This window comes from Streptomyces sp. NPDC059499 (genome assembly GCF_042749285.1).
GTDB lineage: Bacteria > Actinomycetota > Actinomycetes > Streptomycetales > Streptomycetaceae > Streptomyces.
Genome location: NZ_JBHYTT010000015.1, coordinates 1 through 20,604 on the forward strand (window position 1 = coordinate 1; position 20,604 = coordinate 20,604).

At 68.4% G+C, this 20,604-nt stretch carries 18 protein-coding genes; 4 read left to right on the top strand and 14 right to left on the bottom strand.

Annotated features, from left to right (window positions below):
• Nucleotides 1-418 precede the first annotated feature (418 nt).
• From ACFW9O_RS28290 to thyX, 3 genes are all read right to left on the bottom strand, one after another.
• A complete protein-coding gene (locus tag ACFW9O_RS28290; RefSeq protein ID WP_384613258.1) occupies nucleotides 419-2,104 on the bottom strand; it encodes a ribonuclease J in 1,686 nt (561 codons plus the stop codon).
• Nucleotides 2,105-2,234: 130 nt separating this feature from the next.
• Nucleotides 2,235-3,134: a 4-hydroxy-tetrahydrodipicolinate synthase gene (gene dapA, locus ACFW9O_RS28295; RefSeq protein WP_351171218.1), complete on the bottom strand. Its 900-nt coding sequence runs from the start codon at nucleotides 3,132-3,134 to the stop codon at nucleotides 2,235-2,237.
• 152 nt (nucleotides 3,135-3,286) lie between these two features.
• Nucleotides 3,287-4,024 (bottom strand): FAD-dependent thymidylate synthase, encoded by a 738-nt coding sequence (gene thyX, locus ACFW9O_RS28300; RefSeq protein ID WP_384613261.1) that lies wholly within the window; start codon nucleotides 4,022-4,024, stop codon nucleotides 3,287-3,289.
• Nucleotides 4,025-4,259: 235 nt separating this feature from the next.
• On the opposite strand from thyX, the gene ACFW9O_RS28305 reads away from it, so the two are divergent.
• Together ACFW9O_RS28305 and ACFW9O_RS28310 are read left to right on the top strand one after the other, a co-directional pair.
• Nucleotides 4,260-4,499, top strand: coding sequence for a hypothetical protein (locus ACFW9O_RS28305; protein WP_351171212.1), 240 nt, complete (start codon nucleotides 4,260-4,262; stop codon nucleotides 4,497-4,499).
• A 93-nt stretch (nucleotides 4,500-4,592) separates the two neighbouring features.
• A complete protein-coding gene (locus ACFW9O_RS28310) occupies nucleotides 4,593-5,144 on the top strand; it encodes a hypothetical protein (protein ID WP_351171209.1) in 552 nt (183 codons plus the stop codon).
• A 55-nt stretch (nucleotides 5,145-5,199) separates the two neighbouring features.
• Here the strand turns inward: ACFW9O_RS28310 and ACFW9O_RS28315 are convergent, their stop codons facing one another.
• The 6 genes from ACFW9O_RS28315 to eccD form a co-directional block, all read right to left on the bottom strand.
• The gene (locus ACFW9O_RS28315; RefSeq protein ID WP_329206801.1) at nucleotides 5,200-5,652 is read right to left on the bottom strand and encodes a hypothetical protein; all 453 of its coding nucleotides are present in this window, start codon (nucleotides 5,650-5,652) and stop codon (nucleotides 5,200-5,202) included.
• 14 nt (nucleotides 5,653-5,666) lie between these two features.
• Entirely contained in the window at nucleotides 5,667-6,419 is a 753-nt protein-coding gene (gene dapB, locus ACFW9O_RS28320) for a 4-hydroxy-tetrahydrodipicolinate reductase (RefSeq protein WP_351171206.1), read from the bottom strand.
• 38 nt (nucleotides 6,420-6,457) lie between these two features.
• Nucleotides 6,458-7,837, bottom strand: coding sequence for a M16 family metallopeptidase (locus ACFW9O_RS28325; protein ID WP_384613263.1), 1,380 nt, complete (start codon nucleotides 7,835-7,837; stop codon nucleotides 6,458-6,460).
• Entirely contained in the window at nucleotides 7,834-10,047 is a 2,214-nt protein-coding gene (locus tag ACFW9O_RS28330; protein WP_351171224.1) for a polyribonucleotide nucleotidyltransferase, read from the bottom strand. The genes ACFW9O_RS28325 and ACFW9O_RS28330 overlap by 4 nt, the downstream gene beginning before the upstream one ends.
• Nucleotides 10,048-10,313: 266 nt before the next feature.
• A complete protein-coding gene (gene rpsO / locus ACFW9O_RS28335; protein WP_003965855.1) occupies nucleotides 10,314-10,604 on the bottom strand; it encodes a 30S ribosomal protein S15 in 291 nt (96 codons plus the stop codon).
• 177 nt (nucleotides 10,605-10,781) lie between these two features.
• Nucleotides 10,782-12,284, bottom strand: a complete 1,503-nt coding sequence (gene eccD / locus ACFW9O_RS28340) for a type VII secretion integral membrane protein EccD (RefSeq protein WP_384613266.1) — start codon at nucleotides 12,282-12,284, stop codon at nucleotides 10,782-10,784.
• A 245-nt stretch (nucleotides 12,285-12,529) separates the two neighbouring features.
• Between eccD and eccCa the strand changes: the two genes are divergently transcribed.
• Nucleotides 12,530-16,498, top strand: coding sequence for a type VII secretion protein EccCa (gene eccCa, locus ACFW9O_RS28345; protein ID WP_384613267.1), 3,969 nt, complete (start codon nucleotides 12,530-12,532; stop codon nucleotides 16,496-16,498).
• 99 nt (nucleotides 16,499-16,597) lie between these two features.
• Here the strand turns inward: eccCa and ACFW9O_RS28350 are convergent, their stop codons facing one another.
• Together ACFW9O_RS28350 and ACFW9O_RS28355 are read right to left on the bottom strand one after the other, a co-directional pair.
• Nucleotides 16,598-17,026: a nucleoside deaminase gene (locus ACFW9O_RS28350; protein ID WP_384613268.1), complete on the bottom strand. Its 429-nt coding sequence runs from the start codon at nucleotides 17,024-17,026 to the stop codon at nucleotides 16,598-16,600.
• Nucleotides 17,023-17,886: a TIGR03619 family F420-dependent LLM class oxidoreductase gene (locus tag ACFW9O_RS28355; protein WP_384613270.1), complete on the bottom strand. Its 864-nt coding sequence runs from the start codon at nucleotides 17,884-17,886 to the stop codon at nucleotides 17,023-17,025. Before ACFW9O_RS28355 ends, ACFW9O_RS28350 begins: the two co-directional genes overlap by 4 nt.
• A gap of 94 nt (nucleotides 17,887-17,980) precedes the next feature.
• On the opposite strand from ACFW9O_RS28355, the gene ACFW9O_RS28360 reads away from it, so the two are divergent.
• Nucleotides 17,981-18,451: an Lrp/AsnC family transcriptional regulator gene (locus tag ACFW9O_RS28360; RefSeq protein ID WP_384613271.1), complete on the top strand. Its 471-nt coding sequence runs from the start codon at nucleotides 17,981-17,983 to the stop codon at nucleotides 18,449-18,451.
• Between the two features lie 100 nt (nucleotides 18,452-18,551).
• Here ACFW9O_RS28360 and ACFW9O_RS28365 read toward each other — a convergent pair whose 3' ends face one another.
• The 3 genes from ACFW9O_RS28365 to ACFW9O_RS28375 form a co-directional block, all read right to left on the bottom strand.
• The gene (locus ACFW9O_RS28365; protein WP_351171188.1) at nucleotides 18,552-18,851 is read right to left on the bottom strand and encodes a WXG100 family type VII secretion target; all 300 of its coding nucleotides are present in this window, start codon (nucleotides 18,849-18,851) and stop codon (nucleotides 18,552-18,554) included.
• Nucleotides 18,852-18,914: 63 nt separating this feature from the next.
• Nucleotides 18,915-19,268, bottom strand: coding sequence for a WXG100 family type VII secretion target (locus ACFW9O_RS28370; protein ID WP_384613273.1), 354 nt, complete (start codon nucleotides 19,266-19,268; stop codon nucleotides 18,915-18,917).
• Nucleotides 19,269-19,345: 77 nt separating this feature from the next.
• Entirely contained in the window at nucleotides 19,346-20,599 is a 1,254-nt protein-coding gene (locus tag ACFW9O_RS28375; RefSeq protein ID WP_384613275.1) for a S8 family serine peptidase, read from the bottom strand.
• Between the last annotated feature and the right edge of the window lie 5 nt (nucleotides 20,600-20,604).

Sequence of the window (20,604 nt, forward strand, 5' to 3'; positions counted from 1 at the left end):
GTCCCGTTTCACCGGGGCCCTCCGGGCGCTTCCCTTCGTTCTTGCGTTTCCGACTCTATCAGACTCTTTCGTGTCCGATTCCCGGTCGAAGCGGGCCCCCTGCGAAGCAGGAGAATTGTTACTGCGCTTTCCAGTTCTTCGCTTTCGCGTTTCCCTTTCCAGCGATTCCAACTTTACCAGACTCTTTTCCGTTCCGTTTCCGGTCCGAATTTGATTCCAGTGGCCTGTGGACTGGCCTTTGCCTTTCGGCGGATCCGACTTTATCAGAGATTCTGAGTCGGAATTCCCGCCCCGTACGGTGCGCTCCCCGCGCATGGCTGCGCGCGGTGCTTCCCGGTCAGGCGGAGCCGTAAACGTACTGGAGCGGGGCGCCCCGATGCAAATCGAGGCGCCCCGCTCCTGGTTGGTGCCCTTGAGGTCAGACCTCGACGACGACCGGAAGGATCATCGGGCGCCGGCGGTAGGTGTCGGAGACCCACTTGCCCACCGTGCGGCGGACCAGCTGCTGGAGCTGGTGCGGCTCCATCACTCCGTCCTGGGCCGACTTGTTGAGCGCTTCCTCGACCTTGGGCACCACGGCGGTGAACGCACCGTCGTCGATACCCGAGCCGCGGGCCTGGATGTGGGGGCCTCCCACGATCTTGCCCGAGGAGCTGTCGACCACGATGAAGACCGAGATGATCCCCTCGTCACCGAGGATGCGGCGGTCCTTGAGGGACGTCTCCGTGACATCGCCGACCGAGAGGCCGTCGACGTACACATAGCCCGCCTGGACCTTGCCGACGATCTTGGCCTTGCCGTCGATGAGGTCGACGACGACGCCGTCCTCGGCGATGACGATGTGGTCCTTGGGTACGCCCGTCAACGCGCCGAGTTCCGCATTGGCCCTGAGGTGGCGCCATTCGCCGTGGACCGGCATGAGGTTCTTCGGCTTGCAGATGTTGTAGAAGTACAGCAGCTCGCCGGCCGAGGCGTGGCCGGAGACGTGCACCTTGGCGTTGCCCTTGTGGACGACGTTGGCGCCCCAGCGGGTCAGACCGTTGATCACGCGGTAGACCGCGTTCTCGTTGCCCGGGATCAGGGACGACGCGAGGATCACCGTGTCGCCCGGGACGATCCGGATCTGGTGGTCGCGGTTGGCCATCCGGGACAGGGCCGCCATCGGCTCGCCCTGCGAACCCGTGCAGACCAGCACGACCTCGTCGTCGGGCAGGTCGTCCAGCGTCTTGACGTCGACGACCAGGCCCGCGGGGACCTTCAGATAGCCCAGATCACGGGCGATGCCCATGTTGCGGACCATCGAGCGTCCGACGAAGGCGACGCGGCGGCCGTACTCGTGGGCGGCGTCCAGGATCTGCTGGATGCGGTGGACGTGGCTGGCGAAGCTGGCCACGATGATGCGCTTCTGGGCGTTCGCGAACACCGTGCGCAGGACGTTCGAGATGTCCCGCTCCGGCGGCACGAAGCCGGGGACCTCGGCGTTCGTCGAGTCGGAGAGAAGGAGGTCGATGCCCTCCTCGCTCAGCCGGGCGAAGGCGTGCAGGTCGGTGAGACGGCCGTCCAGCGGCAGCTGGTCCATCTTGAAGTCGCCGGTCACGACGGCCATGCCCGCAGGGGTGCGGATGGCCACCGCGAGGGCGTCCGGGATGGAGTGGTTGACCGCGATGAACTCGCAGTCGAAGACGCCGATGCGCTCACGCTGTCCCTCGGCCACCTCAAGGGTGTAGGGACGGATCCGGTGCTCCTGGAGCTTGGCCTCGATGAGCGCGAGGGTCAGCTTGGAACCGATGAGCGGGATGTCCGCCTTCAGCCGGAGCAGATAGGGGACGGCACCGATGTGGTCCTCGTGGCCGTGCGTGAGGACGATGCCCTCGATGTCGTCCAGGCGGTCCCTGATGGTGGTGAAGTCCGGCAGGATCAGGTCGATGCCGGGCTGCTCCTCCTCGGGGAAGAGGACACCGCAGTCGACGATGAGCAGGCGTCCGCCGTACTCGAACACCGTCATGTTGCGGCCGATCTCGCCCAGGCCGCCGAGCGGGGTGACCCGCAGGGCGCCCTTCGGGAGCTTCGGCGGGGTACCGAGTTCAGGATGCGGATGACTCAAAAGACTCTCCTTACCACGCGCGCCACGTACCGCTGAGGGCACGTGGCGCGCATGTCATTCGTGCACTTGCTGTTGTCAGGTGGTGTTTCTGTTGCGAGTTGCCTCGCGTATTCAGTTGTGAAGTCCGTGGTTACAGCTGTACCCCGCCGGCAGCCAGATCGATCTTGAGCTGGGCCGTCTCCTGTGCGGTGAGTTCCACCAGAGGGAGGCGCAGCGGGCCGGCGGGCAGGCCCTGCAGGGTGAGTGCGGCCTTGCTGGTGATCACACCTTGGGTGCGGAACATCCCGGTGAAGACCGGGAGCAGCTTCTGGTGGATCTCGGTGGCCTTCTGTACGTCGCCGCCGAGGTAGGCCTCGATGAGCGCGCGCAGGTCAGGGGTGACGACGTGGCCGACGACGGAGACGATGCCGACGGCACCGACCGAGAGCAGCGGGAGGTTCAGCATGTCGTCACCTGAGTACCAGGCGAGTCCGGACTCGGAAATCGCCCAGCTGGCGCGGCCCAGGTCTCCCTTGGCGTCCTTGTTGGCGACGATACGGGGGTGCTCGGCCAGCCGTACCAGCGTCTCTGTGTCGATCGGCACACCGCTGCGGCCGGGAATGTCGTAGAGCATCACCGGCAGTCCGGTGGAGTCCGCGATGGCGGTGAAGTGACGCAGGAGACCTTCCTGCGGCGGCTTGTTGTAGTACGGCGTGACGGCGAGGAGGCCGTGGGCGCCGGAGCGCTCCGCGGTGCGGGCCAGCTCGATGCTGTGGCGGGTGTCGTTGGTGCCGATGCCGGCGACGACGTGGGCCCGGTCACCCACGGCTTCGAGTACAGCCCTGACGAGCTGGTCTTTCTCCGCGTCGCTGGTGGTCGGGGACTCGCCGGTGGTGCCGTTGACGACCAGGCCGTCATTGCCTGCGTCCACCAGATGGGCGGCGAGCCGCTGGGCACCGTCGAGGTCGAGTGCGCCGTCCGCCGTGAAGGGCGTGACCATAGCGGTGAGGACCCGCCCGAAGGGGGTCTGCGGAGTGGAGATCGGAGCCATGGGTAACACGCTACTCGTTGCTCGGAGCGCCGTGGTCCCTCGGGGGGACGGGGAAGTGGAGCCCGGCACTGCCTGCTCGGGGGTTCAGGCAGTACCGGGTCCGTTTGATCAGCCTAGATGAACTTCACGAAACGCCGCAATACGGACACCGCCTACGGGGCTACCCGTCCGTTTTTGTTGAAGGCGGCATGAGTGAGCGGCATGAGCTGCTGCCAGTGCTGCTCCATCTGTTCGCCGACCATTTCGATCTCGCGCTGCGGGAAGGACGGGACCTTCGCCAGTTCGTGCTGGGTGCGCAGGCCGAGGAAGTGCATCAGCGAGCGGGCGTTGCACGTGGCGTACATCGTGGAGAAGAGCCCGACCGGGAGTACCGCACGGGCGACCTCGCGGGCGACTCCTGCGGCGAGCATCTCCTGGTAGGCGTCGTACGCCTGCCGGTAGGAGTTCTCCATGGCGCGGCTCGTGAGCTCGTGCTGCTCCGGGGTGCCCTCGACGAATTCGTACTTGCCGGGGCGGCCCTGCTGGATGAGCTTGCGGGACTCCCCCGGGACGTAGAAGACCGGCTCGAGCTCCCTGTAGCGGCCCGATTCCTCGTTGTACGACCAGCCCACGCGGTGCCGCATGAACTCGCGGAACACGAAGATCGGGGCGCTGATGAAGAAGGTCATCGAGTTGTGCTCGAACGGGCTTCCGTGCCGGTCCCGCATCAGGTAATTGATGAGCCCTTTGGAGCGCTCGGGGTCCTTGGTGACCTCCTCCAGGGACTGCTCACCGGCCGTGGACACACGGGCCGCGAACAGCACGTCGGAGTCGCTGGCGGCAGATTTCACCAGGTCAACGGTGACATCGCTGCGGAAGTGAGCTTTCGTGGGCTCGGGGGTGTCGGTCACCGGCGGGGGTCCTTCCAATGGCGTCGCTCGGGCGGCGTCCACTCTACGGGCCCGGCCGGGGGCGCATTATCCGGCCACTGCCGGGAAGGCGCCCGTCCGAGCGCATCCGTTCGGGGGACGCGCATCCGTCCGCAGGAATTCTTGGACCCGTTCGGCGATTCGGGGCACCGATCGCCTCTCCCGTACGTCTGACTCATTAGCAGCACCCGCTACAGAGTTCAAGGAGAGTTACCTCATGTTCCGCCGGCGTGAATCCGTCCCGTTCTCGTTCGTTGCCGAGGCCGACAGGTTCCGCAGCAATGTCACTCCGCCGCCCCGGGAGCCTGCCAGCGTGTCCCAGTGGGTCGGCCGTTCCCTCGTCGGGCTGACGGTGGTCGCGGGCCTCGCGGGATCGCTGCTGTTCGGCGTCCCCGCCCTCAGCACCGACCAGACGCCGACGCACGGTCAGAAGTCCGAGGCGTCCCGGCACCGCTGAGCCGTACGGGCCCCCTGGGGTGGTCGGCCGGTGGGGTGCTCGGTAGCCTCACCGGGCACAGCAATCGAGCGTGCTTGTGAGTGAGGATCAGTCGTGCCCCTGCCCTTTCTGACGGCCGACCGCGCATTCGACGCGGGCGCAGAGGACATCGCGCTGCCGTTCGACGACCACGACAGCTGGCGGCGGCCCTACCGTCCCGGCCCGTGGCGGGTCGCAGCCGCGGCCACCGTGCTGCTGCTCGCGTCCTTCGTGCTGCTCGCGGCCATGATCATCTCGTTGGCCGGATCGATCTCCGCCGCCGGCGCGTGTTTCGTGCTCGCCGGGCTGTTGATCACCTGCGCGCTGCGGCTGCTGCGGGTCGGTGCCTGGGTCAGCCGGCACGGTGTGCGGCGGGTGGGCTTCTTCCTGACGACGACGGTGCCGTGGGACCAGGCCGCGTCGGTCCGCACGGTCCAGCAGCCGGTGCGGTGGCTGGGATTCCCGCGGACCGTCCAGGGCCAGGCCCTTGTCGTGGTGCGCAAGGGCGGCGAGGCGCTGCCGCCGCTGGTCACGGACCACAACGCGGACTTCCTGGCCCGTGGCGAGGCGTTCGAGCGTGCCACCGACACGATCGAGGCCTGGGGCGACGAGTACCGCACGGACTGATCCTGACCGCACAGCCGGGGCCGCAGACCCCGCCGACAAGCCGGTACGGCGCCGCTCAGGCGCGTACCGGCTTGTTCGCGTGCAGGGCGATGGCGCGCTGCATCGCCTTGCGGGCCCGTGGGGTGTCCCTGGCGTCCTGGTAGGCGACGGCCAGCCGGAACCAGCAGCGCCAGTCGTCCGGGCTGTCCTCGGTCTCCTCGCGGCGCTGTGTGAACACGGCGTCGGCGGAGTCCCGGTCGATACGCCCGGACGGGGTGCGCAGCAGCTCGTCGACGGGGAGGCCGCCCTCCGCGTCCAGCTCCGCCGCGAGGGCGTTGGCCCTGCGGACGAACTGGGTGTTCTTCCAGAGGAACCAGATCCCGATCACCGGCAGGATCAGCACCGCCACGCCGAAGGTGACCGTGAGCAGCGTGCCGTGCCGGATGAGGAGGACGCCGCGGCTGCCGGCCAGGACGAAGTAGAAGACCAGGACGGCAGCGGTGACGGCGTACGTGAGCTTTGCGCGCATGGGGTTGGGCCCAGTCAGTTCAGGTCGAGGAAGTGTTCCAGGCCGAAGGTGAGGCCGGGAGTGGTCACCACGCGGCGGGTGCCGAGCAGAATGCCCGGCATGAAGCTGCTGTGGTGCAGCGAGTCGTGGCGGAGGGTGAGGGTCTCACCCTCGCCGCCCAGCAGGACCTCCTGGTGGGCGAGGAGGCCGCGGAGCCGGACCGAGTGGACCGGGACTCCGTCGACGTCCGCGCCGCGGGCGCCGTCCAGTGCCGTGGCGGTGGCGTCCGGCTGCGGGGCGCAGCCGGCCGTCCGCCGGGCCTCGGCGATGAGCTGGGCGGTGCGGGTGGCGGTGCCGGAGGGGGCGTCGGCCTTGTTGGGGTGGTGGAGCTCGATGACCTCGACCGACTCGAAGTAGCGGGCGGCCTGCGCCGCGAACTTCATGGTGAGGACCGCGCCGATGGAGAAGTTCGGCGCGATGAGCACACCGGTCTCCGGGGAGCCGGAGAGCCAGGTGTTCAGCTGCGCGAGCCGTTCGTCGGTCCAGCCCGTGGTACCGACGACCGCGTGGATGCCGTGCCGGACACAGAAGTCGAGGTTGTCCATCACCGACGCGGGGGTGGTGAGCTCGACGACGGCCTCCGCACCGCTTTCCGTGAGGGTCTCCAGCTTGTCGCCGCGGCCGAGTGCGGCCACCAGCTCCATGTCACCGGCGGCCTCGACGGCTCGTACGGCCTCGGACCCGATGCGTCCCTGGGCGCCGAGAACGGCCACGCGCAGCTTGCTCATGTGCTCTGCTTCCTTGACTGAGGGGTGGAGAAACCGGGTCAGGCGACCGTTTCGTGGAGGCGGTCCGCCTGCTTGTCCTTGAGCGGCCCGATGACCGACAGCGAGGGACGGTGTCCGAGGACATCGGCCGCCACCGCGCGGACCTCGTCGGGGGTGACCGCCGCGATCTTCGCCAGCATGTCGTCGACCGACATCTGCTCGCCCCAGCACAGCTCGCTCTTGCCGATGCGGTTCATCAGCGCACCGGTGTCCTCCAGGCCGAGGACGGTCGAGCCTGCGAGCTGACCGACGGCACGGCTGATCTCCTCGTCACCGAGGCCGTCCGTCGCCGCACGGTCGAGCTCGTCGCGGCAGATCTTGAGGACGTCGTGCACCTGGCTGGGCCGGCAGCCCGCGTACACGCCGAAGAGGCCGCAGTCGGCGAAGCCCGAGGTGTACGAGTACACGCTGTAGGCGAGGCCGCGCTTCTCCCGCACCTCCTGGAAGAGGCGTGAGCTCATGCCTCCGCCGAGTGCGGTGTTCAGGACGCCGAGCGCCCAGCGGCGCTCGTCGGTCCTGGCCAGTCCGGGCATGCCGAGGACGACGTGGGCCTGCTCGGTCTTGCGGTTCAGCAGTTCGACCCTGCCCGCGGTGCGCAGTGTGCGGGAGCCCTCACGCGGCGTCCTGGGTACGGCGTCGGTGCTGGTCAGGGCGCCCGCGCGCTCGAAGGCCCTGCGGACCTGGCGTACGACCGTGGCGTGGTCGACGTTGCCCGCGGCGGCGACGACGAGGTTCGTGGGGTCGTAGTGCTTCTTGTAGAAGCGGGCGATCTGGCCGCGGTTCAGCGCGTTGATCGTGTCGACCGTGCCGAGGACCGGACGGCCGAGCGGGGTGTCGCCGAGCATGGTGTGCGCGAACAGGTCGTGCACGCAGTCGCCCGGGTCGTCCTCCGTCATCGCGATCTCCTCGAGGATGACGCCGCGCTCGGCGTCGACGTCCTCGGGGGCGATCAGCGAGCCGGTCAGCATGTCGCAGACGACATCGATGGCCAGCGGCAGGTCGGTGTCCAGGACCCGCGCGTAGTAGCAGGTGTACTCCTTCGCCGTGAAGGCGTTCATCTCGCCGCCGACCGCGTCGATCGCGGAGGAGATGTCGAGGGCGCTGCGCTTGGCGGTGCCCTTGAAGAGGAGGTGTTCGAGGTAGTGCGTCGCGCCGTTCAGGGTGGGCGTCTCGTCGCGTGATCCGACGTTGGCCCAGATCCCGAAGGTGGCGGAGCGGACGGAGGGCAGGGTCTCGGTGACGATCCTGAGGCCGCCGGGGAGAACCGTGCGGCGGACCGTGCCGATGCCGTTGCTGCCCTTGAGAAGCGTTTGGGTACGGGCGACGGCCCGCGCCTCCGAGGAGGTGCGGGCCGTCGTCACGGAACTACGGGACGTCACTTGTCGGTGTCGTCCTTCTTCTCGTCCTCTTCACCCTCGACGACGGGGATGAGGGAGAGCTTGCCGCGGGAGTCGATCTCCGCGATCTCGACCTGGACCTTGGCGCCGACGCCGAGCACGTCCTCGACGTTCTCCACGCGCTTGCCACCGGCGAGCTTGCGGATCTGCGAGATGTGCAGCAGGCCGTCCTTGCCGGGCATCAGGGAGACGAACGCACCGAAGGTGGTCGTCTTGACGACCGTACCCAGGTAGCGCTCGCCGACCTCCGGCATGGTCGGGTTGGCGATCGCGTTGATCGTGGCGCGGGCGGCCTCGGCCTGCGAGCCCTGCTGGGCACCGATGTAGATGGTGCCGTCGTCCTCGATCGTGATGTCGGCGCCGGTGTCCTCCTGGATCTGGTTGATCATCTTGCCCTTGGGGCCGATGACCTCACCGATCTTGTCCACCGGGATCTTGACGGTGATGATCCGCGGGGCGTTCGGGGACATCTCGTCCGGGACGTCGATGGCCTCGTTCATGACGTCCAGGATGTGCAGACGCGCGTCACGGGCCTGCTTCAGCGCGGCGGCCAGGACCGAGGCGGGGATGCCGTCGAGCTTGGTGTCGAGCTGGAGCGCGGTCACGAACTGCTTCGTACCGGCGACCTTGAAGTCCATGTCGCCGAAGGCGTCCTCCGCACCGAGGATGTCGGTGAGGGCGACGTAGTGGGTCTTGCCGTCGATCTCCTGCGAGATCAGGCCCATGGCGATACCGGCGACGGCGGCCTTGAGGGGCACACCGGCGTTCAGCAGGGACATGGTGGAGGCGCAGACCGAGCCCATGGACGTCGAGCCGTTGGAGCCCAGCGCCTCGGAGACCTGGCGGATCGCGTAGGGGAAGTCCTCACGCGACGGCAGCACCGGCACGATGGCGCGCTCGGCGAGCGCTCCGTGGCCGATCTCGCGGCGCTTGGGCGAGCCCACGCGGCCGGTCTCGCCGACGGAGTACGGCGGGAAGTTGTAGTTGTGCATGTAGCGCTTGCGGGTCACCGGGGAGAGGGTGTCCAGCTGCTGCTCCATACGGAGCATGTTGAGGGTGGTGACGCCCAGGATCTGGGTCTCGCCACGCTCGAACAACGCCGAGCCGTGCACGCGCGGGATGGCCTCGACCTCGGCGGCGAGCGTACGGATGTCCGTGACGCCACGGCCGTCGATGCGGACCTTGTCCTTGATGACGCGCTCGCGGACCAGCTTCTTGGTCAGCGCGCGGTAGGCACCGGAGATCTCCTTCTCGCGGCCTTCGAAGGCCGGGAGGAGCTTCTCGCCCGCGATCTCCTTGATGCGGTCCAGCTCCGCCTCGCGCTCCTGCTTGCCGGCGATGGTGAGCGCCTTGGCGAGCTCGGTGCTGACGGCACCGGTGAGCGCCTCCAGGACGTCGTCCTGGTAGTCGAGGAAGACCGGGAACTCACCGGTGGGCTTGGCAGCCTTGGCGGCGAGGTCGGACTGGGCCTTGCAGAGCGCCTTGATGAAGGGCTTCGCGGCTTCGAGACCGGCGGCGACGACCTCTTCGGTCGGGGCCTCGGCACCGTCCTGGACGAGCTGGATGGTCTTCTCGGTGGCCTCGGCCTCGACCATCATGATCGCGACGTCGCCGTCCTCGAGCACGCGACCGGCGACGACCATGTCGAAGACGGCGTCCTCGAGCTCGGTGTGCGTCGGGAACGCGACCCACTGGCCCTTGATCAGGGCGACGCGGGTGGCGCCGATCGGGCCGGAGAAGGGCAGGCCCGCCAGGATCGTGGAAGCGGAGGCGGCGTTGATCGCGACCACGTCGTACAGGTGGTCGGGGTTGAGCGCCATGATCGTCTCGACGATCTGGATCTCGTTGCGCAGGCCCTTCTTGAAGGAGGGGCGCAGCGGGCGGTCGATCAGACGGCAGGTGAGGATCGCGTCCTCGGAGGGGCGGCCCTCCCGGCGGAAGAACGAGCCGGGGATCTTGCCGGCGGCGTACTGCCGCTCCTCGACGTCCACCGTGAGGGGGAAGAAGTCGAGGTTGTCCTTGGGCCGCTTGGAAGCGGTGGTGGCCGACAGCACCATGGTGTCGTCGTCCAGGTACGCGACGGCGGAGCCTGCGGCCTGCTTGGCGAGGCGGCCCGTCTCGAAGCGGATGGTGCGGGTGCCGAAGGTTCCGTTGTCGATAACGGCCTCGGCGTAGTGGGTCTCGTTCTCCACTAGTGATTTCTCCATACTCGTCGTCTTTCGTCCTGGCGCCCGTGTGGCGCAGGACGGTGCGGAGAGGCGCACTTTGTGTGCGGGGCCGGTCTTCGATCGAAGCTCCCGGGCGTTGTCCCGGGGGCCACTACCGAGGACCGGCGGCGGCCGTAGGCGCCTCTCCTCGTTCTCGTGCGTCCAGGTTACTGAGCTTGACCCCGGTCCCGCACGTACAGCAAAGGGAGCGGCCCCCTGGAATCGGGGAACCGCTCCCTCCCACAGCGTCCTTACTTGGCGCCGCCGGCCGCGCCACGGCGGATGCCGAGGCGGTCGACGAGCGCACGGAAGCGCTGGATGTCCTTCTTGGCCAGGTACTGAAGGAGGCGGCGACGCTGGCCGACCAGGATCAGCAGACCACGACGGGAGTGGTGGTCGTGCTTGTGCGTCTTGAGGTGCTCCGTCAGGTCCGAGATCCGGCGGGAGAGCATGGCGACCTGGACCTCGGGGGATCCGGTGTCACCCTCCTTCTGGGCGAACTCGGACATGATCTGCTTCTTCGTAGCGGCGTCGAGCGGCACGCGTACTCCTCTTGATGTTCGATGCGCCCACGAGTGCCCCTGGTCTTGATCTCAGGGGAGCTTCCATGACTCGGAGGCGAAGGTCCGATGAGCGCAGCCCCCAGAATGATCCGGGGACGCGTACACAAACGGCCACTGGTCAGAGTACCAGCCGTTCGGAGCGCCCCCGGACGGGTGTCAGCTGGTGAGTGCGCGGATCGAGTGATAGACCTCGAAGACGGCGAGGCACAGCGGCAGCAGTGTCAGGAGTACGCACGCCTCGGCGATCTCCAGGAAGCGGCCCCAGAACGGGGTGACTCCCTTGCGCGGCACGATCAGCCCTATGGCCGTGATCAGCGCGGCAACACCGGCGACCGCGGCGGTGAGCCAGATCGTACGGATGTCGAGTCCGCCGCTGTCCCCCTTGAACGCCTCGCGGATCAGCGCGGCCGGCGGGTTGAGTGACAGGCCGAGGCCGAGGAGCACGAGTGCGGCGAGGCCCGCGCCCAGGGCGCAGCCGACCTGGGCGGTGTAGCGGAACAGGTGGGCGCGCATCAGCATCGCGATGCCGGTGGCGAGCGCCAGCAACTGGCCCCAGATGCTGTCCGAGAAGCCGAGCACCGCTGCGGCTCCCACGGCCACCAGCGCGCATCCGCCGACCAGACCGACGAGCAGTTCGTGGCCGCGCCGCGCCTGGGCGGCGATGCGGCCGGCGTCGACCGGACCCTGCGGCGCCGCGTCGGACGCCCCGTAGTCGCCCGTGGTGGTACGGGGCGGCTCGAAGCCGATCGGGAGGCGGGCGAAGCGGGTGGAGAGTCCGGGCAGGAAGGCGAGGAGCCCCACGGAGAGGGGCGCGCACACGGCTGCGGTCTCGGCCGGCTCCATGCCGGTCATGATCGCGACGAAGGTCACCAGCAGGCCGATGGCCGAGGCGAACACGAATGCGACGAACGTGCCGTCGCCCTCGGGTGCGGCGATCATGAGGATCACCGACGCCACCAGCACGGCCGCGCAGGCGAGCAGGAACTGGAGCCTGCCGATGCCCTGGCCGTCGCTGAGCGGCAGGAGCCCGGTCCCGGCGACCGCCGCGTTGGTGAGCACGCCGATCCCCAGCGAGATGGACGAGCCGCGGTCCGCGTAGACACGCGCGCGCACGCAGGCCAGCGCGAGGAGGAGCAGGGCGGTGACGGCGGCCAGGATGCCCGGCAGGCCGTGCATGTCGTGCCGGACGTCGGAGGTCCACAGCACGAAGCCGAGGAGGACCAGCAGGACCGATCCGCCGAAGAGTCCGGCCGAGCGCATGAGGCTGTCGCCCCAGAGGGTGCGGTCGCGGGCGACGGCGGTGGCGACGGCGTCGGACACGTCGTCGAAGACCGCGGGGGGCAGCGATTCCGAGAAGGGCCGCAGGGACAGCAGTTCGCCGTCGAGGATGCGCTGGCCGGCCAGCGTGCGTCCGCTGTCGAGGACGGTGCCGTCACGGCGCACCAGGTGGTAGCCGACCGGGGCGCCCGGGGTGGGGCTCTGCCCCGAGAGGCGGAGGATCTCCGGGTAGAGGTCGGCGACGGGGACGTCCTCGGGCAGCGCCACGTCGACGCGGCCGTCGGGCGCGACGACCGTGATCCGGCAGAAGCCGGTTCCGTTGCCGGCCGGAACTCCGGGACCCGTCCGGCCGGATCCGGTAGCCGCCGTTTGGGCCGTCATAGTCACGTGCTGCTCCCCCTCATGGTTCTCCTGGATCTCCCGACGTACGCACCCCTGGATCATGGGCTCCGCCTGCGTCCCGAATGACCCATTTTTTTGCGGTAGTTAGCGGATGCGTACACCGTCGCGACACCCTACCGCCCTGGGGTCACCGGGTACGCCAGTAGGATCCTCCCGCGGACGGAACCCGTCGCCACGGGGGCGCCGATAGGAACAGTTCCGTCCGGCAAGGGAATTGGTGAGCTGTGAGCCAGATCGTCGTCAAGCGCCCACCGCGGGCCCTCCCCTCCGAAGTTCCGGGCGAGCAGGTGCACTTGCAACCTCCGCCCGAGTTGCCTCGCGGGCAGCAGGAGGGGGTGATGATGCAGCTGCTGCCCATGCTCGGCATGGGTGGTTCCGTCGTCTTCTTCTTCATGACGCCGAACCCCATCATGCGGATCATGGGCATGATCATGATCGCGTCGACGATCGCGATGGCGATCGCCATGATCATCCGCTTCCGGCGCGGCACCCAGGGTCAGCTCGCGGACATGCGGCGCGACTACCTGAAGTACCTGACGCAGACCAGACGCGTCGTACTGAAGACCGCCCGGGAACAGCGTGACGCGCAGTTCTATCTCCACCCGTCCCCGGAGCAGCTGTGGGCGCTCGTCGCCGAGGGCAGCCGGGTGTGGGAACGCCGTATCGGGGACGCGGACTTCGCGCATGTACGCATCGGCCTGGGCAGCCAGGAACTCGCCACGCCGCTCGTCGCACCCGACACCGCGCCGGTCGACGAACTGGAGCCGCTGACCGCCGGGGCGATGCAGCAGTTCCTGATGACCCACAGCACGCTGGACGGGCTGCCGATGGCGGTCTCGCTCCGTGCCTTCTACCACCTGACGATCAGCGGCGAGGCGGAGTCCGCGCGTGCCGCCGCCCGCGCGATGGTGGGCTCGCTCGCCTCGCTGCACTCCCCCGAGGACCTGATCATCGCCGTCGCGACCGGCCGCGGCGCCGCTCCGCGCTGGGAATGGGCGAAGTGGCTCCCGCACGTCCAGGTGCCGGGCTCCGTCGACGGCGCCGGCAGCCGTCGCCTGCTCACCACCGATGTCGCGGAGCTGGAGGAGATGCTCGCGGGTCGTTTCGACGGCCGGCCCCGCTTCCAGCCGGGTGGTCAGCCGCTCCTCGACCAGCCGCACATCGTCGTCGTGCTCGACGGCGAGTCCGTACCGGCCACGTCCGCGCTCGCGTCGGCCGAGGGCCTTCAGGGTGTGACGGTCGTCGAGATCGTCACGGGCCAGGTCAACGGAGCGCGCGGCGGCCTCTCCATCGTGGTGGATCCCCACTCGCTGCAGCTGGAGTCGGGGCACGGCCTGGTGTACGACGGCCTTCCCGACCTGCTGAGCCACGAGGCCGCGGAGGCACTGGCACGGCAGCTGGCCCCGCTCCATGTCGCCTCGGGCGGGGACGACGACGAACCGCTCCTCGCCAACCTGGAGTTCACCGATCTGCTGAACCTCGGTGACGCCGCGTCGGTCGACGTGAGCCGGACCTGGCGGGCCCGCTCGCAGGCGGAGCGGCTCCGGGTCCCGATCGGCGTGGGCGAGGACGGCGCCCCGGTGATGCTGGACCTCAAGGAGGCGGCGCAGGAGGGCATGGGGCCGCACGGCCTCTGTGTCGGCGCCACCGGTTCCGGCAAGTCCGAGCTGCTCCGTACGCTCGTACTGGGTCTTGCCGTCACCCATACCTCGGAGACGCTGAACTTCGTCCTCGCCGACTTCAAGGGTGGCGCCACCTTCGCCGGTATGGCGCAGATGCCGCACGTCGCAGCGGTGATCACCAACCTCGCGGACGACCTGACGCTGGTGGACCGCATGGGCGACTCCATCAGCGGTGAGCTCAACCGCCGCCAGGAGATGCTGCGCGACGCGGGCAACTACGCGAACATCCACGACTACGAGAAGGCACGGGCCGCGGGTGCACCACTGCAGCCCATCCCCTCCCTCGTCCTGGTCATCGACGAGTTCAGCGAACTGCTGACCGCGAAGCCGGACTTCATCGAGATGTTCGTGCAGATCGGGCGCATCGGCCGTTCGCTGGGCGTCCATCTGCTGCTGGCGTCGCAGCGCCTCGAGGAGGGGCGGCTGCGCGGCCTGGAGACCTACCTGTCGTACCGGATCGGTCTGCGTACGTTCTCCGCGGGCGAGTCACGTGCGGCGCTGGGCGTGCCCGACGCCTACCACCTGCCCAATGTCCCCGGTTCGGGCTATCTGAAGTACGGCACGGACGAGATGGTGCGCTTCAAGGCGGCGTACGTCTCCGGGGTGTACCGGTCGGGCGCCCAGCCTGCCGCTTCCTCCGGCCCTCTGCCGGTGGACCGCAGGCCGGTGCTGTTCACCGCGGCTCCGGTGCCGGTGCGCTACGTACAGCCGACGGCGCAGGCCTCCGTCCCCGAGGCGCGCAAGGCCGAGGACGACGCGCTCGCCGACACGGTGCTTGACGTGATCGTGCGCCGGCTGGAGGGCCGGGGGGCTTCCGCACACCAGGTGTGGCTGCCTCCGCTGGACAACCCTCCGTCGCTGGACGAGCTCCTGCCGGGGCTCTCCCCCGTCGAGGGCCGCGGGCTGACCCAGCCCGGGTTCGAAGGCTCGGGGCGCCTCGTCGTCCCGCTGGGCGTGGTCGACAAGCCGTACGAGCAGCGGCGCGACACGCTCTACCGTGACTTCTCCGGTGCGGCGGGCCACATGCAGATCACGGGCGGTCCGCAGTCGGGCAAGTCCACGCTGCTGCGCACGCTCATCGCGGGCTTCGCCCTCACCCACACTCCGCAGGAGGTCCAGTTCTACGGGCTCGACTTCGGTGGCGGCGGCCTGGCCTCGGTCTCCGGTCTGCCGCACGTCGGAGGGATCGCGTCCCGGCTCGACCCCGAACGGGTGCGTCGTACGGTCTCCGAGGTGTACGGGATCATGGCGCGCCGTGAGGAGTACTTCCGCAGCGCGGGCATCGACTCGATCGCCACGTTCCGCAGGCTGCGGGCGCGCGGTGACATCTCGGCGACGGACCAGCCGTGGGGCGACGTCTTCCTGCTCATCGACGGCTGGGGCAACTTCCGTACGGACTACGAGGGCCTGGAGTCGGCTGCCGTCGACATCGCGCAGCGCGGGCTCGGCTACGGCATCCACCTGATCGTCACGGCGTCGCGTTCCATGGAGGTCCGGGCCAACCTGAAGGACCACCTGATGAACCGGCTCGAACTGCGGCTCGGTGACGTCATGGACTCCGAGCTGGACCGCAAGGCCGCCGTCAACGTGCCCGCCGGTGTACCCGGGCGCGGCCTCACGCCGGAGAAGCTCCACTTCATGGCCGCGGTACCGCGGATCGACGGCATCAACTCCGACAGCGACCTCTCCGAGGCCACGGCGGCCATGAACCAGGAGGTCTCCCGCCACTGGACCGCCGCGCCGGCCCCCGCGGTGCGTCTGCTGCCCCGCGAACTCCCGGTCCGCGAACTGCCCGCGGGCTACGCGCAGCCGGACCGCGGCATCGCCTTCGGTATCGACGAGAACAACCTGGAGCCGGTCTTCCTCGACTTCGAGCGCGACCCGTTCTTCCTGGTGTTCGGCGAGAGCGAGTCCGGTAAGTCGAATCTGCTGCGCCTGCTCATCAAGCAGCTGACCGAGAGGTACGACGGGAACACCGCCAAGTTCTTCGTCATCGACAACCGGCGAGCGCTCCTGGACGTCACTCCGGCGACGCACCTGGCGGAGTACGTACCCATGTCCAACAACATGGAGCACCACACGGACGCGCTGTACGACCTGATGAAGCGTCGTACGCCCTCGCCCGAGGTCACCGCCCAGGAGCTGCGCGACCGCAGCTGGTGGAGCGGCCCGACGGTGTACGTGGTCGTCGACGACTACGACCTGGTCTCGACGTCGAGCGGCAACCCGCTGGCCGCGCTCACGGAGATGCTGCCGTTCGCCCGTGACGTCGGCGTGCGGTTCATCATCGCCCGCAGTACGGCGGGGGCGGGCCGCGCACTGTACGAGCCCTTCATGCAGCGCATCCTGGAACTGGGGGCGCAGGGCCTGATGCTGTCGGGCGACCCCATCGAGGGGGACATCCTCGGCAACGTACGACCGCGCCCGATGCCTCCGGGGCGCGGGGTCTTCGTCACCCGTCGACGCGGGAACCCGCTGGTGCAGTCCGGGCTGATGGACGGGGACCGGTAGGGCGTATCGCCCTTCGCGGCGGGGCGGGCGGGGCAGCGGGCCGGATGCCGTTGCCCCGCCCGCCTCGGTGTGTGGGGCTGCGCCGGGGACGGAAGGTGCTCAGCGGTAGTACCCCTCGACCACGGCCCGTACCTCGTCGAGCAGCGCGGGGCCGTGCTGTGGCACGGGAGGCTGACCACTGCCCGGCCTGATGTCCAGGAGCTGGTCGTTGGACAGGGCGTACACCACGCGCCGTAGCCCGGCCCGCTGGATGGCTGCCTCGCACATCCCGCACGGCTGGCAGCTGGTGTACATCGTGGTACCCGCCGCTGTGGCCGGGTCCAGCTCCCGCGCGGCCCACCTCGCGAGCTTCAGCTCCGGGTGCGCCGTGATGTCCTTGTCGGTGAGCGTCGTGTTGTGCTCCTCCGCCAGCACCGTGCCGTCCGGGCCCGCAAGCAGCGACCCGAACGGCGGGTCACCGCCCGCGCGTGCCTTGGCCGCGAGTGCGATGGCCTGTCTCAGGAGGGCGTGGTCGTCGGGTGTGGTCATGGCTGCTCCGTCATCGGGCCGGGTGGGTGGAAGTGCGCGGCCACCGTGGCGAGTGCCTGCCGGGCCGCCTGCGGGTGGCAGGTCTCGCGGGGGTCGCCGTTGTACGGGTCGAGGACAACGGTCTCGGCTCCCAGCAGCCGCAGCTGTTCGAGGTCGTCCATGATCTGGTCCATCGTGCCCTCCCCGGCGAGTCGTTGCGGTCCGCTGACCGGCGCCGCGGTGGGTCTGAGAGCGATCCGGGGCGCCAGGGCGGGCACGGGGAGGTTCTGCTCCTCGGCTGACGCCTTCAGCCTGACCGCGGCTTCGCTCAGCCACGGCATGGTGCAGCGCAGCGGATGCCACGCGTCCCCGAATTGCACGGCGCGGCGCAGTCCCGCGTCGCTGTTGCCGCCCACCCACACCGGGATCCTCCGCTTCCCGTAGTCGGCGGTGTCCGCCCAGGCCGCCCGCATGTCCCGCAGGTGGCTGTCGGTCAGTCGCCCACGGCGTTCGAAGGGGATCCCGAGGGCGGCGAACTCCTGCCGTGCCCAGCCCACCCCCATGCCGAGGACCAGACGGCCACCGCTCAGTGCGTCCAGGTTGGCCGCCATCCGGGCGGTGAGCAGCGGATGCCGGTACGGAGCGATGAGGACGGTCGTACCGAGACGCACCCGGGTGGTGAGGCCGGCCAGCCAGGACAAGGTGGTGAAGGGCTCGTAGAAAGGCGCCGGATACTGCGCGGCGACGTCGGGCGTGATGGCGATGTGGTCCGAGACCATCAGCAGGTCGAAGCCCAGGCCCTCCACGGTCTGAGCCCAGTTCCGCAGGGCTCCCGGGTCGGTGCCGGGCCCGAAATTGAGGACGTTGACCCCGATCTTCATACAGATCAGCCTAGCCAGGCCACCGGGGTCGACAGAAGGGATTCGTGCCTGTTCAGGGGCGGTTGGCCCGTGGATACGCCGGTAATCTGGACGGATGACCGAGAATCTTGACTCCACGGACTGGGCGATCCTGGATGAGCTTCAGCGGGACGGCCGGATCGCGTTCACGGAGCTGGCACGGCGGGTGAACCTGAGCGCGTCGGCGACGACGGAGCGGGTGCGGCGCCTGGAGGCGACCGAGGTGATCACGGGCTACCGGGCGCAGGTGCACCTGGAGCGGGCCGGATATGCGGTGCTGGCGGTGGTGCGGCTGAAGTACCCGGGGAACCGCCACGAACCGCTGCGCAGGCTGCTCGGGGAGCGCCTGGAGATCCTGGAGTGCCTGCGCACCACCGGGGACGACTGCTACGTCCTGAAGGTGGCAGCCACGTCGATGGCCCACCTCGAGGAGATCGTCGACGCGCTGGCCGAGTTCGGGAGCACGACCACCAACCTCGTCCTCAGCCGGACGCTGCAGGCCCGCGGCCCGCATGAGCCCCGGGCGGACATCCGGACCGCCCTCTGAGCGATCGCCCATCCGTCCGGCCGCTCACCTCACGACACAGGTCAGGGTGGGCACCTCCCGTGCGTGCCCACCCTGACCTGTTTGTCCTCAGCGAGGATTCCTACTCGAAGTTGGCCCTCGCGCGCTTGTCGCCGGCCTGGTAGGCGGTACCGGCGTCGCGCACCTTGCGGGAGATCTCGGCCAGGGCCGTCTGAATCCCGGTGGCGTCGCGGTCCCAGCCGGCCTGAGCGGTGTCGTACGCCGACTTGGCCTCGCCCACCCAGAGCTCGGAAACGCTGGCAACCATCCGCTTGATGGAGGCGAGGTCCTCCTGAAGCTGCCTGCCCTGCCTGTCGATGTCCGCTGCGGCCAGTTCCAGGCTCGCGTAAGTGACAACCATCGTGCCGTCGTTGGTCGACATACGGTCCTCCAGTTCGATCTAGTTAGGTGTGATGGCCCGTACGAGGTACGGGTGAGGCAAGGATCAGAACGTGTTCATTGCCGAGGTCCGGGCCTCGGTACCCCCGGAGTGACCGGCGACGACGTCCACGCCCTGGAGGGCCTGCTTGATCTCGTCCTCGGTGTTGCCCGAGATGGTCCGGGCCGCCTTGATCGCTTCCTGGAAGTTGACCAACCGGGTGGCGATGTTGCCCATCTTGAGGTTGATGTCAGCCTGCTTGGCGTTGAACGCGGTGGCGCCGATACCCTTCCACGCGCCTTCCAGGCTGTCGATCGTCGCCTGCAGCGTCTTCAACTGGCCCCTGACGGACTCGAACCGCTTGGTGAGCTCGCCCTCGAGCTTGAGGAGACTGTCATCTGAAAGCTTCTGATCTGCCATAGTTCTGGCTTCCTTCCTGGTTCTCTTGATCGACCCGGCAATTGCGCCGGGCGGTGCGTATGAGGAACTACGGTCAGTCAGGCGGTACGGCGCTTGCGTACGAGCGCGAAAGCGCCGCCGCCGAGCACGAGTACGACTGCCACGCCGCCGAGAATCAGGCCCAGTTGGCTGTCGTCGTTCTCGCTGCTGGAGCCTGCCAGGGCAGCGTCGTCGGCCTTCTCTTTCTCGTCAGGCTGTGACGAAGCCGGTGCAGACGGGGCGGCTGAGCCCGCGGAACCGGACGTCTTCTCCTTGGTGAGAGGGCTGATGTCCGGGGCGCCGGGGGTGCCCTTGTCCTTCAGGATGTTCATGGAGGGGCGGATCAGGCCGTGGCCGAGGTACTTGCTGAGCGTGCCCTTTTCCCAGTCCCGTCCGGCGGTGTCAAAAAGTACGTTGAGGACCTGGTTCCCAGTCCATTCCGGGTGGGCGGACCACACCAGGGCCGCGGAGGCGGAAGCGATGGCGGTCGCTGCGCTGGTTCCGTCGCCTCCGTCGCAATAATTCTGGAAGGTCTCGTCACACCAGTAAGGGATGTCATTACCGGGAGCAGCGATATCGACAGTGCTCCCGTTCTGGGAGTACTCGGCTACTCTGCCTTCACGGTCAGCCGACGAGACACCTACGACCTCAGGGTATGCAGCGGGATAGCTCTCCGGGTTACCCTTCTTGGCTTCATTGCCGACAGCAGCAAAGAAGAGCTTCCCCTTGCTTTGGGCGTATTTTACTGCTTCTTTTTCTCGACCCAATGCAAAGTCGTTGCCGAACGACATGCTGATAATCTTCGCATCACTATCAGCGGCAGCTCGAATCGCATCCGTCGTATCGAATGCATTCGGTGGCTTTTCGGTCTCCCAATCAGCGTCAGCGACTCTCATCGGGATAATCTTCGCCCCTGGAGCAAGACCCTTCAGGCCCCCACCCCGACCTGTGCCAGCGATCAACTCCGCCATGGTTGTGCCATGTCCGTTGTAATCGTCGGTCTCATCCCCGTCCACACCCGTAGCGTCAAGCCCTTTCAGGACCTGACCCTCAAGAGACGGCGTCGACGAGTTGACCCCTGTGTCGATGACAGCAACTTTGACGCCTTCGCCCGTGGCTGTCTTCCACATCTCGTCGGCCTGCATCGCGCCGAGGTACCACTGCTTCGATTGCACGTCTGCGGCAATTGCGAGGGGAGCGGCCCCCGCGAACCCGACACTCCACGCAGCGGCTACAGCCATCGTGCCGAGCAGGCGCCCCCTCAATCCGAGAGGTGTACGGCGCTTCCGGGTCTGGCTCATTCCTGCTGTCATCCTGA